The organism is Bradyrhizobium sp. U87765 SZCCT0048 (genome assembly GCF_018131225.1).
GTDB lineage: Bacteria > Pseudomonadota > Alphaproteobacteria > Rhizobiales > Xanthobacteraceae > Bradyrhizobium_A.
Genome location: NZ_JAFCMM010000008.1, coordinates 1 through 14,920, shown reverse-complemented (window position 1 = coordinate 14,920; position 14,920 = coordinate 1). Strand labels below are relative to the sequence as shown.

Sequence of the window (14,920 nt, the reverse complement as noted above, 5' to 3'; positions counted from 1 at the left end):
CGCGTGGCAACAGATGTGATGGGGACGGGGATGATACGGGACATGAGGTCTGCGGACGCCGGGCTGGATCAGACGGTGGCGGACGCCGGGCAAGTGCTGCCGGCGTTGCCGGGGGTGGAGTTGAAAGTCGCGGCCGGGGACGACGAGCCGGCTGTGGCGCAGTGGCTCGGCACGGAATCCAGCACGCTGAGCGCGATCGAGCGGCTGAAGGTGACGGTCGACGAGGAGACCGGGAAGCTCGAGAACCGCGAAGCTGTCGATTTCGCCGCCTACGGCGAGCGCAAGAACCGCGGTCTGCTGGAACTCACGCGGGCCATGCGTCTGACCGAAAACACTGCGGTCGATCCGCGCGTCGCAGCGCATCTCAGCGGCCTGCGCGCCAGCCTCGTCCGCAACCAGGCGGTGCTGCAGGTCCATCTCGATGCGGTGCGCGAGGTATCGGCGATCATCGCGAAGTCGATTCAGGATATCGAGTCCGACGGCACCTATTCGATGACGGAGGCCGGCCGATGCAGATAGTCCGGCTGTTGCTGGCGGGGGTCTGGGCCTGCGCTGTCACCGTGGGAGCGAGCCTTGGCCTGTCCTACTGGAAGGACGGCCGCGCGGCCTCGGCGGCGCGGCAGGAATACAGCGAAGGTGTCGTGTCCGAGAAGACACGGATCATCAACGTGCCGATGATCGCCGAGGGCGGCGTCCAGGGCTATATCATCGCTCAGTTCGCCTTCACGGCGGATGCCACTGCGCTGCGCCAGTCCGCCGTTCCGCCCGAGACCTATGTCGTCGACGAGGCGTTTCGGAACATCTACGCGGACGAGAAACTCGATTTCAGGAATCTCGCCCGCTACGACCTCGGCCAGCTCACCCGCACGGTCCGCGAACGCGTCAACAAGCGCCTCCAGGCCGAGGTGGTGCAGGACGTCCTGGTCCAGGACTTCAATTATGTGTCAAAGGACCAGATTCGCCGTTAGGCCGCGGCTTCAGATCCTCCAGGCGATACCCCATGTAGCGTTTCGACTCGATGGGGTCGTAGCCGAGATGACCACGCAGCTTCTTGCGCAGCTTGCTGACATGCCCCTCGATCACGTTTTCATCGAAACTGGAGTCGAACAGGCCGTAGGTGGCATTGAACAGCTGCGCCTTCGTCAGCCACTTGCCCTGATGGCCGACCAGGTGCTCGAGAATGCGCAGCTCGCGGCGCGGCAGCGCCAGCGTGCGGCCGCCGATCTCCGGATAGCGGCCGTCGAGAAAGACGCGGATCAGGCTGGTCGGCGTTTCCGTCGACTGCGTGGACGCGCGGCGGCGAATGACGGCGGTGCGCACCAGGATCTCGCGCACGTGGATCGGAACATGCACGACGTCGTCGACGCCTGCTTCGAACAGCTCGATCGTCGCGGTCAGCTGCTTGAGGTTGGTCAGCGCGATGATCGGCGCATGCGATTTGTTGCGGATGGTCCGCGGAATGCTGGTGCGGTCCGAGCAATCGCCGAGAATGAATGCTCCGATCGCCATCATGTCGTGACCGACGGCGGACTCCAGCCACTCGCGGAAGTCCTTCGACGAAAAACCGATCGAGACGACGCCTTCGCGGTCGAAGCCCGCGGCATAGCCTTTCGTAACGGTTTCGCGATCATCGATGACGATGAACATGTAAGTGCCCCTGCTTGCCTAGATGGTTGTCGTGGAGTCGGAGCAGGCCCGCTCGCTCCATTCTGGTTACGCAAAACAACAGGTACTAACGCGATACAAGCTCAGTTCCAGATCACGCGCGCGCGATGCCGTCGAAGACGTGATGTGCGCGTGTGAACTGCTCCGATGCGGTGGTGATGCCTGCCGCAGCGAGTGCTGTTCGAAGATGTGCGGACGGACGCCGGAGTTCATCTGCTGTTCTCTGAACAAGCAAAATGAAGTCTTGATGAACCCATCTCGGTGGCGCCGCGAAGCATGTTGATGGGAAACTCATCAAGAATGCTCCGCGTGCTATTTCGATTTGCACATCATCGTACAGTTCGCACACGCTCGAATCGGAGAGCGGTTCCATTACGTCGCAGCGACGTGTGATCGTCAAGCAATTGCGCTGCGCAAGAACAGCAAAGCGATTGTGCACGCGTCTCTGCGTGCCATTTTGGAACAGCAATTTGCTGTGATGTGCTTGTGGGTTTCACGATGCGGTTCTCCGAAACGCTATCAGGCAAGGTGTTTTCAGCTGTCGTTCGCAAGCGGTGTGTGTGATGTGCGCGACTATTCGATCTGACGGCAGCGCGACGATCGTGCGATGCCTCGCGCATGCGCGTCGTCGTGCGAGCGACGCGCGCAACGCATGCCGTTGAAAGGACGATGAATTAATCGCGCTTCGTCGCGACAATCATGGTGATTGGAGCGATGGCTGCAGCGATGCAGTTTCGATCCGCGTTTGTGATCGCCGCTGCGTCGCTGAAACAGCGTGCGCGAACGCGGTCGGTGCGGCGTCGTCGACATCGCCGGTGCGTTGCCGGTTTGCGGCAAAGCGCCGCATCCGGCTCGCCGCAGTGGATAAGCATGCGCGCACGTCGCGCTGTGGATAGTTCGTGGGATGACCATGACGCGCGCGCCCGCGTGACATGCGCAGCCGTCACGCCACGCAGACCGCGAGCACACAATGCTCCTGATATCGCCGCCGACATGTGTCGACGCGCGCATCAAGGCCTGATCTTGCCGATGGAATTGCAGTGCCATTCGATCGGTCGCATGCAGCAGCAAAAGTCAACGCGTACTGAGAATGACTCCCTTGCTGGTCTGCACCTGCCAGCTCCCGTTTTCGTTTCTGATGTCTTCGATGCGACCGAGGTTCGGGACATCCTGGCCCCGCACCACTTCGATCACGCCGATCTGTCCTTCGAGAACGGCAACGCCATCGAAGGCGCGGCGCACGCGCCAGCCCGTGATGACGTCGCGCCGCGCGGCAGCCGGCCGCTGCGGCTGGATGCTGCCGGTGATGTCTGCGGCGGGCGCACCGCCGCTCGTGCGCGCAAGCTGCGCGCGTTGTTCATTCAGCCGTTCGATCCTGGTGGCGGCGAGCGTCTGGTCGCGCTCGACGCGCTCGACGCTCTGCACGAGACGATCGAAGCGGTCGCTGGCCGACCGGCCACTCGCGTCGAGCGCAGCGCGGTTTGCGGCGACGTCGCTGGACAGGGATGCGACAGTCCGTCGCAGGCTGGCCACGCTATCGCGCAGGCTGCGCAACTCCGCGTCGGCAATCGATGTCGCGGTGGTGGGCCGCGCCGCGATGTAGCTGAGGCCGCCGATGGACAGCGCCGTGGACAGCGCGACCACGGCGGCGAGCGCGATGAACGGCGTTTTCCATGGCTGCGGCAGCGCCGCGCGCGCGACCAGTGTCGCGGCTGGAACAGGCTTGCGGGTCAAGGGTTTGAGCGCTTCGCTGCGCGGCACGGCGCGCGCGCGCTTGAGGTTGGCGAGCGCTTCCTTGGCCAGCAATTCGTCGATGGTGGGCGAGGCTGGACCGGCCTTGCCGGCCGTCTGGGCCTTCGACCCATTGGCACCGGCGACCGCGGCCTGAGGCTGCGGATCTGCTGCGGGCGTGGTCGGAGGTGTCTCCGGAGGTGTCGGGTCTACCATGATGAAACGGGCACACGGACAATCATTAACGAATGGTTAGCAAGCGAACCTTGTGCGAAGCCGGAGAGCCACGTTGTTGTGGACAACACGAGCGATGCGCGGCTGATTGGCGCTCAGGCTTCCGCGCGCGGCCGTCGCGTGCTGGCGCGCATCATGCGGCAGAGCGGCGGCGTTCGGCGGGGCGCGCCCGCTGAAGCGCCTGATTCCATTGGCATTGCGGCGGTTCCGGAGGCTGCGCGAGCGGCGGTCACAACGGCGGCTATCTGTTGTACGGTGCGGGGATACTGAATTCGGAGCGCCGATTTGCCTGCAAGCATCCTGGTCAGCGGTACGAGTGGCTTCGTCGGCGGTGCGCTCGGGCGCGCGTTTCGCGCCGGCGGGATGAGCGTCATCGGCGTCAGCCGGCGTCCTGCGCGCGAGGGTGCCGCCGATCGCCAGCTGCTGCACGATCTTGCCATCCCGCTGCCGGCGGATGCGCCGCGCGCGGACGTCGTGGTGCATGCCGCGGCGCTGGCGTCGCCGTGGGCGCGACCGGTGGATTATCGCCGCAACATCGTCGATGCGACGCGCCACATGCTGGCCCATGCGCGGCGCACGGGCGCGGATCATTTCGTGCTAATCTCGACCACCGCCGTGCTGTACCGCGCCGGCGACCAGTTCGATCTCACCGAGGACGAGCCCTATCCGGAAACGCCGATCAACGGCTATGCCGCGGCCAAGCGCGAGGCCGAGGAAATGGTGCGGGCGGCATGGCCCGCGGCCTCGATCCTGCGGCCGCGGGCTGTCTACGGCCCCGGCGATACCGTGCTGTTTCCGCGCATCCTCGACGCCGCGCGCAAGCGCATGCTGCCGCGCATCGTCCGCACCGATGGCGGCGCTTCGCTCGCCGATGTCGTCTACATCGACAATCTCGTTCATGCGGTCGAGGTTGCAATCGAGCGGCGCCTCGCCGGCGTCGTCCATGTTACCGACGGCAAGCCGATCGATACCGGCCGCATGCTCGACGACGTGCTGGTGCAGCTCGGCTATCCCTTGCCGAAGCTGCGCTGGTCCTATGGCAGCGCCATGCGCATCGCCGCCGTCGCCGAATGGGCCTCGCGCCATCTGTTCGGCTGGCGCGAACCGCCGATCACCCGCTTCGGCGTTTCGGCGCTCACCCATTGCAAGACGTTCGCGCCGCAGCGCATGATCGATCTCATCGGGCCGCCGCCATTCTCCACGGCTGACGGCATCGCTGCCTTCGTCGCCTGGCACAAGGCCGGAGCGCAGCTGTAATGGCCTGGGCGGTCTTCGCGATCATCGCGGCGGTTTTTGTCGGCCTCGATCTCGTGCGCCGCTGTCTCGCGCTGCGCGAGATCGCCGCAAGGGCGCGCTGGACCGCGACGGTCGACGAGGCGGAGGTGACTTGCCTGCAGCCAATCCTCGGCGGCGATCCGGCGCTTGCGGCATGCCTTGAAGCCAACCTGCGCAATGCGCCGGCCGCGCGTTTTCTCTGGCTCGTCGACGAGGACGATGCCGCCGGCGAGGCCGCCGTGCGGCAGGCGCTCGCGGCCGTCGGCCACCCGGCCGTGAGCATGCTGCGCGGGACGCGGCCGCCGGCCAGCGTCAATCCCAAGACGTTCAAGCTCGCCACCGGTCTGGCGCGGGTCGAGACGCCATTCGTTGCCGTGCTCGACGACGACACGGTGTTGCCGCCATCGACGCTCGGCCATCTCGCCGCGCAGGTCTCGCCGGGTGTGCTGGCCACCGGCCTGCCGCTCTATGCGGCGCGTGCCACTGTCGGCTCGCGGCTGATCACCGGCTTTGTCAACGCGAACTCGGCGCTAACCTATCTGCCGGCCGCGCGACTTGGCCTCGCGCACACCATCAACGGCATGTTCTCGCTGATGCGCACGGACGACCTCCGCCGCCATGGCGGCTTCGCAAGGATCGTGCACGAAGTCACCGACGACTATGCCCTTGCGCGGCTGTTCCTCGACAATGGCGGACGCATCGTGCAGTCGGCCTGCGCGGTGACGGTGATCACCACCGTGCGCGGCCTGCGCCACTGGCTGACGCTGATGCGGCGCTGGATGGTGTTCGCGCGCCTCTATCTCCGCGAAAACCTGTCGCTCGGCATTGCGCTGCTGGTGGTGCTGCCGGAATTCCTGGTGCTGCCGCTGCTGGTTGCCGGCGCCTGCGCGTCGCTGCGCGCAGCCGGCGTCGCGCTGGCGTTGCTCGCGGCCAGGGCGATGGCGACGCGTGGCCTGGTGCGGCGGCTGACCGGCGCGGCGCCACCGCTGTCCGACGTGCCCTTCGAGATCGCGGCGGAACTGCTGTTGCCGCTCCACGCGGTGTCGGCCAGCCTGTTGCCGAACCGTATCCGCTGGCGCGACCGGGCGATCACGCTCCATGGGCGGCGGATCGCCGATGGCTGAGGCCTATGCCCATCGCCTCGCCAGACTCGATCCTGCGGGCTTCCTGCTGCCGCACGCGGCCCGGCGGTTGTGCCTGCTGACCGGGCAAAGCGATTTTGCCACCAGCGCGCTCGCCGCCGACAAGCTGGCCTTCCTCGCCCGCGTCGCGCCGGCGGAAACGCTGGTGACGCCGGTCGGCTTCCCCTGGCATGCGGCGTTCGCGGCGCCGGCGGCGAAGCCGGTGCCCATCGTGATGGCGAGCGTGCGCAATGCCCGCCAGTGGATCTGGGCGCGGCGAAATTCGCTTTATCGTGACGCGCTGGCCGAAATCGTCGCCACGCTGATCGCGCGCACCGAACAGCGCCTGCTGCTGGTCACCGGCAGCTGCGGCGTCGACCTGCTCGCCGATGCGCTCGGCCGTCTGCCGGCCAGCGGGCCCGAGATCCGTGCGGCGATTGTCGGCCCCGCGGGGCGGATGCCGCCCGCGGGCCGTCTTGCTGGCCGCCTTGTCGTGCAGGGCCGCCGCGACACCTGGAGCCGCATGCTGTGGCGCGGCCCGGTCGATGTCCGGCCGGATTGCGGGCATCTCGGCTACTATGAAGATGACGCCACCCGCGCCGCCATCGCCGCGTTCTTCGCGGAGCCCCGGTCATGAGCCGCATCGCCGTCGTGGCGCCGCCGTTCGCCGGCCATCTCAATCCGTTGCTCGAACTGGCCGAGGCCGCCGCCGTGGCGGGCCACGATGTCCGTGTCATCACCGGCGCGCGCAAGCGCGCGGCGGTCGAAGGGCGCGGCCTTGCGGCGGTGACGCTCGATTGTCTCGAGGGACCGCAGCTGGAGCAGATCGCCGACACGGCCGAGCCCGTTCGTGGCAACCCGCGCCGGCTGCTCGCCCAATTGCGCCGTTCGCTCGCCGTCGCGATCGTCGCGCGGGACGAATTGCTGGACTTGTGGCGCGCGCAACCGCCGGACGTCGTGGTGGCCGATTCCGTCGCCGTCTCCGCGGGGCTTGCCGCGACGGTGCTCGGCATTCCCTGGATCACCACCATCGCGACGCCGTTCGCCATCGAGGGCCGGCGCGGGCCGCCGTCATATCTCGGCGGCTGGCGTGCGGGCGAGGGCCCGCTGTACCGCGCGCGCGATGCCTCCGGGTGGGCCTTCGTCCGCACGATGAAGAAAGCGTTCGCATTCGCTGCGCGGCGCGAGCTCGCGGCGCTCGACTCGGGGCTGTACCGCGCCGACGGCAGCGAGACCTGCTATTCGCCGACATGCATCCTTGGCTTCGGCCTGACCGAGCTCGAGTTCGCGCGCGACTGGCCGGCCGCGTTCGAGATGATCGGGCCGCTTTATCGCAATCCCGAAAACGTCGTTCCGCCGGATCTTCCGGCCGGCCGGCCGCGCGTGCTCGTCACCCTCGGCACCCATCTGCCGTGGGCAAAGGCAACGCTCGCTACCGACATCGCCGCGCTGGCGGCGGCGCGGCCGGATGTCTGCTTCGTCGGCAGCCTCGGGACGACCGACCCGGCGATCACGGCGCAGCCTCTTGCCGGCAACGCCGTGCTGCTGCCGTTCGTGCCCTATGAGGCGCAACTGCCGGCGTTCGACGCGGTGATCCATCACGGCGGCGCCGGCATCACCTATGCCGCCATCGCCGCGGCCAGGCCCGCGCTGGTCGTGCCGCATGATTACGACCAGTTCGATTTCGCCGCGCGCATCGTTGCGAAGGGCGCGGGCCTGCGCGCCGACAGCCTTGGCAGCCGCGCGACGCTGGTCGCGCTCGATCAGGTGCTGAAGCCGGGAGCTTTTCCGGCGCTGCCGGCGCTGGCGCAGGCGGCGGCGCGCTATCGGCCGCGCGAGGCGTTTCTCGCGGCGATCGGCAGGGCGGTCGGCTCGCGCAGCCGCTGAGCGAAAAAGTCCTCCGGCAGCGGCATGCGGCGCTCGAAGCGGCGGAACTTGTCGTCGAGCCGCGGCAATTCCAGGGAAGCCACGGCGACGTCGGCGCCGATGCAGTTGCGCGCGGCATCGACCGCACGGCTGATGGCCGCGCGCGGAAGATCACCGGGCAGATGAAACGTCAGCTGGTTCGGCGCGTCCTGCACGAGGCGGAACGGGGCACCGCCGAGCGCCGGCGCGATGGCCTGATACACGGCGCGCGGAAACGCCAGTGCCCCGGTCGGCGTCACGATTGCGTCGGACAGCCGGCCCTCGATCGCGGCGATCGACGGCAGCACCGAGCCGCACGGGCAGGGCCCTGTGGCTTCGATCGCGATGTCGTCGGTGCGATAACGCAGCAGCCGCTGCGGGCCATGGCGCGCGATGTCGGTCACGACGGGAATGAAGCGGTCGGGGGCATCGATGAATGTCGCGCGCTCGAACTGCACGATGTCGGCGTTGAGATGCAGCCGGCCGTGGCCGCAGCTCGCGGCGAAAAAGCCCTCCGCGGCCTGGTAGACCTGGCGCACCGGGCCGAGCCGCTCGCGCAGGATCGCCTCGTCTTCCGGCCACAGCGGCTCGCCGCCGGCGACGACGAACCGCACCCGCCATGGGTCGCGGGCGAACGCGGCGCTGTCGACGATCCGGCGCAGCGCGAACGGTGGCCCGACAATGATGTTGGGGCGAAATGCGGCGAGCCCGTCCGCCACTGCGGCAATACCTCGTCCCAGCGGAAAGAACGCGGTGCGTGTGCGCGTCTGATGATAGAGCCGGCTGTCGTGGCGCAGCAGCACCGCGACACGGCCGGAGCGGACGAAGTCGAGGAGCTCGCCGCCGGACAGCACGCGCGCGAGAAAGGTGCCGAGCCAGCGCGCGCGGTCGCGCTGCGAGGCGATGAACACGCCGGGCGTGCCGAGCGTTCCCGTCGACAGTCCGAAGCTCAGGCCGGGATGGCCGGTCGGCTCGCCGGCTGCCTCGCGACGCGCCAGATCGCGCGCCTGCGGCAGGTCGAGTCCCAGCGTGTTCCAGGCCGTGAAGTCGTTGCGATAGTTGGCGGGGCTGACCACCGGCGTCGATGGATCGGGCGCTGGTCCAGCCGCCACGGCGAGCAGGCGGGGCGAGCGTGCCCGCAGCTTCGCCCGGGCGAAGGCCGTCAGCGCGTCAAGCGAGCTCACGCCGGGTGTCCTCGATCGCGGTGAAGCAGTGCGACGGCACCACCAGCACGTCGGGGCGCTGTCCGGCGAAGCGCCGCAGCCGCGCCAGGGTCTGTCGGTACGCCGCATAGTCGTCGATGAAGGCGCGCGCCGGCGCCAGCGGCTCCAGCATCTCGCGGTAGCACAGCGACAGCCAGGCGGCGTCGGCAGCGAGGAACACCTCGCGCCCGCCGTCGGTCGTGAGGCGGATGCCGAAATGGCCGGCGGCATGGCCGGGCAGTGCCACGGCAACGATGCTGCCGTCGCCGAAGATATCGTGGCCTTCGGCAAACTCCTCGTGGCGTGTGGTGTTCGTGACGACCGCTGCGTCTTCGAAGAAGCGGGCGCGTGCCGCGAGGTCGGCCGGGAACAGATCGCGGATCAGCCCCGCGCGGGCGCGCGCGCCGAAGCCGGCGGGGGCACGGGCGTCGAACGCCCGGCGCGACAAGTGGATCTCCGCCGCCGGAAAGTCGCTGAGGCCGCCCGTGTGATCGGGATGCAGGTGCGACAGCACGATGGCGTGGACGTCGCCCGCCGCGATGCCGGCCGCCGCGAGCTGGTGCACGCAGGCTTCGCCGGGCGCCAGCTTGTAAGGCAGCACGCGGCGGTAAAGGCGGCCGACGGCATCGGTCGAGGCGCGCAGCGCCTCGCCATAGCCGGTGTCGAACAGCACGGTGCCGCGGGTCGGATGGCTGATGCGTCCGACCAGCGCGGGAAACGTGGTGCGGCCAAGTTCGGGCCGCCCCGTCACCATGCAGGTCGGGTGCTGGCAGCTGCCGCAGATCATCAGATCGAGCCGGACGCGCACGACGCCTCTACCTGAACGATGTTTGGTGTGAGGCCGCAACGGCGAGCCGAAGGCCGCGCAACAGTGCAGCGGCCTCGCGAGAACGGACGATATCGATCATCGGCACCGTCATCCTGCGCCTCAATACTTGAAGACCATCGCGCCCATGCCGAAGCCCGCGGCGGTGCCGAGCATCAGGCCGAGGTCGCCGCGGTGCAGGCGGCCGCTCTCGATGGCATGATGCAGCGTGGTCGGCAGCGACGCGCTCACCTGGTTGCCATGATCAGCGAGAATGTCGACCATCGCCGCGCCGTGGTCGCCGAGCAGGCGCTCGAGAAAGCGCAGGCCGAGGCGGCTCGCCTGGTGCGGCATGACGCAGGCGATATCGCCGAGGCGGACGCCGGCCTCGTCGAGCACGCGGCTGATGAAGTCGGGCAGCCGCTCCATGGCGAGGCGCGCCAGCGCAGCGCCGTTCATGCGGAACAGGTAGTCGCTCTCGGATGGCGGCGGCCGGCGCGGATTCCAGCGCGATCCGCCGGCAGGAATTTCGCAGAGGTCGGCGCCGTCGGGATGGGTCTCGAGCCGGATGGCGAGGATCGCGGAAGCACCATCAGAGCGTTGCAGCACTGCCGCCGCGGCGCCGTCGCCGAACAGGGGGGCGGTCGCCGGATCCTCGCGATCGAGGCCGAGCGAGGCGATGTCCACCGCAGCCACGGCCGCTCTGGTGGAGGCGCCGAGGGTGATCGCGGCGGCCGCGCCCTCGACGGCCTGCAGGAAGCCGAGGCACGAGGCGTTGATGTCGTACGCGGCGATGCGATCGAGGCCGAGGCGGCGCGCGGCGAGCGCGGCGGTGGTCGGGATCGGCTGCTCCGACATGATCGAGGCGACCACGAGACGATCGAGCGGGCCGGAGGTGTCGCCAGCCAGCGCCGCCCGCACCGCCTCGCTCGCCATCATCGAGGCGCACTCGTCGTCGGCTGCCACGGCGCGGCTGGCGATGCCCGTCAGCCTCTCGCTGCGGCCGTGCGGCCAGGCATGGGTGGCGTCGATGTCCGTGGAGGCGATGGTCGTGCGCGGCCGGTAGATGCCGGTCGCAGCAATGGCTACGGGAAGAACCGTCATGCGTCGCGGCGGGCCTCTGATCACAAAGGATCAGCTTAGGGCGCGCACGGTGGCGAGACAACCTCGCCGGTCGCCATGTCTGCTGCGGGCGGCCGGTTCAGCCCCACGGCCCGCGCGCCGGCGGGGGGCGATTCCATGGGCCGCCCGGGCCGGCCTGCGGTGCCGCGCGGTGCGCGCCGAGTTCGGCCGACAGTCGCTGCAGCGCGGCGACACGGTTGGCGGTCGATGGATGGGTCGCGAACAGATTGTCCATGCCCTGTCCGGACAGCGGATTGATGATGAACATGTGCGCGGTCGCCGGATTGTGCTCGGCATCCATGTTCGGCACCCGATGGGCGCCGTTCTCGATCCGCACCAGCGCCGAGGCCAGCCACTGCGGCTCGCCGGCGATGCGTGCGCCGAGATCGTCGGCGGCATATTCGCGGGTCCGGCTGATCGCCATCTGCACCAGCATCGCGGCGAGCGGCGCCAGGATCATCATGGCGACCGAGCCGATCACGCCGGTGCTGTTGGTGTTGCGGTTGCCGCCGAAGAACATGCCGAACTGCGCCACTATCGAGATCGCGCCCGCGATGGTCGCGGTGATGGTCATCAGCAGCGTGTCGTGGTTCTTGATGTGGGCGAGTTCGTGCGCGATCACGCCGGCGAGTTCCTCGCGGCTGAGGCTCTGCATCAGTCCGGTGGTCACGGCGACCGCGGCGTTCTGCGGATTGCGTCCGGTCGCGAAAGCGTTGGGCTGCGGATTGTCCATGACATAGACGCGCGGCATCGGCAGCGCTGCCCGGCCGGCGAGTTCGGCTACGAGCGCGACGAGGTCGGGCGCCGACTGGCGATCGACCTCATGGGCGCCGTAGGTCGACAGCACCATGCGGTCCGAATTCCAGTAGGCGAACAGGTTGGTCGCGCCGGCCACCACCAGCGCGATCATTGCGCCGCTGCTGCCGCCGATCAGATAGCCCACGCCCATGAACAGGGCCGTCAGGCCTGCCAGCAGGATCGCGGTTCTCAGGTAGCTCATGCCTCCTCTCCCGTCAGGGCACGCGGGCGCAAGTGTCGCCCCGTGCACATCAGGTAGGGATCGGGGCAAGGTCTTCGCAAGGCCGGGCGGCGCATGGTCGCGCGCGGCGAAGGCGCGCATCCCGGCCTCGCGGTGTTCGGCAGGATGTCCATTCCGCCGCATGAATTGACCCAATCTCGGGAGTGGCATCCAGCCGGTTGGCGTTACCTGCAGGAACCATCCCGTCCATCTCAAGCGCTGGTTTCTCGCGCGCAACGCGCGTCCGGCGGTGCGTGAGGGATGGCGCGTCGGGCGTGAGTGGCTGAATGGCGGACCGGTGGTGACGCCGGCGTCGAAGGCCATCCTGTTCGGCCAGATCGCCCGCTCGTCGTGATCCTCGCGCGGCCTAGTCGTCCGTTGCGTCGCGCGTCTCGGCCGGCGCGGGATAACGTGCTGCGAGCGCCCTGAGCGGCAGCCGGCTTTCGTCTGGTGACAGCTCGCGCGTCGCCAGCACCACGGTCTCGCGCGTGCGCTCGCCGGCGATGCGTGCTTCTTCGCCCCAGATCTGAGGTTCGGGCCCGCGCGGGCCGCGCACCCAGACGAATGTCCGGGGACCGTCCGATCGACGACGCTGCGGCATGGCGAAGGTCCCTCGCGGCTGGAGCGGCGCCGACTATAGCCTGGCGGCGGCCTGCTGTCGCAGCGGCCGTGCGTTTCGGGACCGCAATCCGCAATCGTGAAGACAGCCGCGGCGGCCCATTACGGGCGCTCCGCGGGGGCCATGATGCCGCCGTCATGGATGTTCATCGCGCCTGCTCTGATGGGAAGAGATCGCAAGCCGCGTCACCCGCTGATCGGCGCCGTCGTCTTTACAGCCATTTACAAGCTGCGACAGCGCGTCCCGGGCGGATGCGACATGTGGATGACTAAGCAGGAGGACGACATGGGGCATTGCGAGTCGGTTCGCCGGCGCTGTTGGGGTGGATATGAAGATTTCCGGGATGCGGCCGGCCGCGCCGATGATCAGGCACGGTGTTCGTCATACGTCTGGCGTTGGTGGCCTCCTGGCGGCTTTCCTGGTCAGTACCGCGCTGACCGGGCCGGCGTTCGCCGATGGCGGCAGGTCGGGCATCTACCAGCCCGACGACACCATCCAGTGGAGCGCCCGCGGCGGCCGCGACCAGCGGACAGACACCGGACAGGACGGTGAGGACGCCCCGGAATGTTGCGGTGGCGGCGGTGGCGGCGCCGGCATCACCGGTGGCAACGGCGGCGGCACGGCGCGTGTCGGCCTGCCGGGTGGAGCGGGCGGGGCTACGGCTGGCGCCAACGGCGGTGACGGCGTCACGGATGAGCTGGGCTCCGGCAGCGGTGGCGGCGGCGGCGCGCACGGTTTTGTCGGCAGCGCCTTCCCGACATCGGCCGTCAGGGGCGGCAATGGCGGCAACGGTGGCAACAGCTTCGAAGACACCGAGGTCAATCGCCCCGCGGCCGGCGGCGGCGGCGCCGGCGGCTATGGTGCGGTCGTTCTCGGATCGTCCGCGTATGCGTCGGGCACGCTGTCGGCCAATGTGACGGGCGGCAACGGTGGCAAGGGCGGCGATGGTTACGCCAGTCAATCCCTGAGTGGTGGCAGTGGCGGCAGCGGCGGCACTGGATTGCTGTTCGAGGTCAGTGCCGTCAATAATTCGGCCTTCACGATCAACGGTGTGGTGAGCGGCGGTCGTGGCGGCGCCGGAGGCGCGTTTGGCGGCAACGGTGGCAACGGCGGCGTCGGCCTGTATTTCTTGAGCTCATCACCGGCCGCCTCCTGGTTGACGATCAACGGTGCGATCTCCGGCGGCAATGGCGGCTCCGCCGGCATGGGTGGCCTTGCGGGCGCCGGCGGCGCCGGTTTCGTCGGTGCGAACGCGACCGTGTTGATCGCGGCCGGCGGCAGCATCACCGGCGGCACCGGCAGCCTCGGACAGCAGGCCAATGCCATCGAGTTCACCAACGGCAACAATGCGCTGATGTTCATGGGCCCGACGTCGCAGCTGTCCGGCAATATCCTCAACAATGGCAGCATGCTGTTTCTGGCAGCCGGTGACACCACGGTGGTCGACAATGTGATCACCGGCAGTGGAGACGTCACCAAGGGCTATGGTGGGACGATCACGCTCACCGGCATCAACACCTATACCGGCGCGACGGTCGTCGATGCCGGCATCCTCAATGTACAGGGAGCGATCATCGGCACCTCGTCGGTGACGGTGAACTCCGATGCGACGCTGGCCGGCAGCGGCACCATCAGCACGTCCCTCGTCACGGTCTCCAGCGGCGCGACCTTCGCGCCGGGCAACGGCACACCGGGAAGTGCGATGTCGATCGTCGGCGATCTCGCCTTCGAAACCGGCGCGACCTATCTGGTGCAGGTCAATCCGGCGGCGGCGACGCGCGCCAGCGTGACCGGCGCCGCAACGCTCGGCGGCGCCACCGTCAATGCCGTGTTCGCGAACGGCAGCTACATCAGCAAGACCTACACCATCCTGACTGCGACCGGCGGTGTGTCCGGCACGTTCGCCTCGAACGTCGTCGCCACCAACCTGCCGGCGAACTTCCACGCCGGCCTGAGCTACGACGCCAACAACGCCTATCTCAATCTCGTTCTCGATTACACGCCGCCCCCGCCGCCGACCTCGCCCGATTTCGGCCGTGGCCTGTCCGGCAACCAGCAGGCGGTGGCCGGCGCGCTGGTCAATTCGTTCAACGCCAATGGCGGCATTCCGCTGGTCTATGGCGCGCTGACGCAGGGCGGTCTGACGCAGGCATCCGGCGAACTCGGCGCGGCGTCGCAGCAGACGACCTTCCAGGCGATGGGCCAGTTCATGGGCATGCTCAC

At 68.5% G+C, this 14,920-nt stretch carries 13 protein-coding genes and 1 pseudogene; 7 read left to right on the top strand and 7 right to left on the bottom strand.

Annotated elements, in window-relative coordinates:
- Positions 1-3 precede the first annotated feature (3 nt).
- A complete protein-coding gene (locus JQ639_RS33885; RefSeq protein WP_211990954.1) occupies positions 4-519 on the top strand; it encodes a hypothetical protein in 516 nt (171 codons plus the stop codon).
- Positions 510-968 carry a hypothetical protein gene (locus JQ639_RS33880; RefSeq protein WP_249123461.1) on the top strand — a complete coding sequence of 153 codons (459 nt, stop codon included), beginning with the start codon at positions 510-512 and terminating at the stop codon, positions 966-968. Before JQ639_RS33885 ends, JQ639_RS33880 begins: the two co-directional genes overlap by 10 nt.
- Here the strand turns inward: JQ639_RS33880 and JQ639_RS33875 are convergent.
- Both JQ639_RS33875 and JQ639_RS33870 read right to left on the bottom strand, forming a co-directional pair.
- Entirely contained in the window at positions 934-1,647 is a 714-nt protein-coding gene (locus JQ639_RS33875; RefSeq protein WP_211969026.1) for a response regulator transcription factor, read from the bottom strand. The genes JQ639_RS33880 and JQ639_RS33875 overlap by 35 nt on opposite strands.
- Before the next feature lie 1,092 nt (positions 1,648-2,739).
- A complete protein-coding gene (locus JQ639_RS33870; protein WP_211969027.1) occupies positions 2,740-3,612 on the bottom strand; it encodes a hypothetical protein in 873 nt (290 codons plus the stop codon).
- Positions 3,613-3,915: 303 nt separating this feature from the next.
- Between JQ639_RS33870 and JQ639_RS33865 the strand changes: the two genes are divergently transcribed.
- Genes JQ639_RS33865 through JQ639_RS33850 form a run of 4 tightly spaced genes read left to right on the top strand, consistent with a single transcriptional unit; the run spans position 3,916 to position 7,913 of the window.
- The gene (locus JQ639_RS33865) at positions 3,916-4,887 is read left to right on the top strand and encodes an NAD-dependent epimerase/dehydratase family protein (protein WP_211969028.1); all 972 of its coding nucleotides are present in this window, start codon (positions 3,916-3,918) and stop codon (positions 4,885-4,887) included.
- The gene (locus JQ639_RS33860; protein ID WP_211969029.1) at positions 4,887-6,029 is read left to right on the top strand and encodes a glycosyltransferase; all 1,143 of its coding nucleotides are present in this window, start codon (positions 4,887-4,889) and stop codon (positions 6,027-6,029) included. The genes JQ639_RS33865 and JQ639_RS33860 overlap by 1 nt, the downstream gene beginning before the upstream one ends.
- Positions 6,022-6,663 carry a hypothetical protein gene (locus JQ639_RS33855; protein WP_211969030.1) on the top strand — a complete coding sequence of 214 codons (642 nt, stop codon included), beginning with the start codon at positions 6,022-6,024 and terminating at the stop codon, positions 6,661-6,663. Before JQ639_RS33860 ends, JQ639_RS33855 begins: the two co-directional genes overlap by 8 nt.
- Positions 6,660-7,913 (top strand): glycosyltransferase, encoded by a 1,254-nt coding sequence (locus tag JQ639_RS33850; RefSeq protein WP_211969031.1) that lies wholly within the window; start codon positions 6,660-6,662, stop codon positions 7,911-7,913. The genes JQ639_RS33855 and JQ639_RS33850 overlap by 4 nt, the downstream gene beginning before the upstream one ends.
- On the opposite strand, the gene JQ639_RS33845 is transcribed toward JQ639_RS33850, so the two are convergent.
- The 5 genes from JQ639_RS33845 to JQ639_RS33825 form a co-directional block, all read right to left on the bottom strand.
- Positions 7,850-9,115, bottom strand: coding sequence for a hypothetical protein (locus tag JQ639_RS33845; RefSeq protein WP_211969032.1), 1,266 nt, complete (start codon positions 9,113-9,115; stop codon positions 7,850-7,852). The genes JQ639_RS33850 and JQ639_RS33845 overlap by 64 nt on opposite strands.
- Entirely contained in the window at positions 9,102-9,941 is an 840-nt protein-coding gene (locus JQ639_RS33840) for an MBL fold metallo-hydrolase (protein WP_211969033.1), read from the bottom strand. The genes JQ639_RS33845 and JQ639_RS33840 overlap by 14 nt, the downstream gene beginning before the upstream one ends.
- A 120-nt stretch (positions 9,942-10,061) precedes the next feature.
- The gene (locus tag JQ639_RS33835; protein ID WP_211969034.1) at positions 10,062-11,042 is read right to left on the bottom strand and encodes a 3-oxoacyl-ACP synthase III family protein; all 981 of its coding nucleotides are present in this window, start codon (positions 11,040-11,042) and stop codon (positions 10,062-10,064) included.
- Positions 11,043-11,139: 97 nt separating this feature from the next.
- Positions 11,140-12,060 (bottom strand): zinc metalloprotease HtpX, encoded by a 921-nt coding sequence (htpX, locus tag JQ639_RS33830; RefSeq protein WP_211969035.1) that lies wholly within the window; start codon positions 12,058-12,060, stop codon positions 11,140-11,142.
- Between the two features lie 385 nt (positions 12,061-12,445).
- The gene (locus JQ639_RS33825; protein ID WP_211969036.1) at positions 12,446-12,679 is read right to left on the bottom strand and encodes a hypothetical protein; all 234 of its coding nucleotides are present in this window, start codon (positions 12,677-12,679) and stop codon (positions 12,446-12,448) included.
- A gap of 379 nt (positions 12,680-13,058) precedes the next feature.
- Between JQ639_RS33825 and JQ639_RS33820 the strand changes: the two are divergent.
- Positions 13,059-14,920 (top strand): annotated as a pseudogene (locus JQ639_RS33820) (hypothetical protein); the annotation flags it as partial.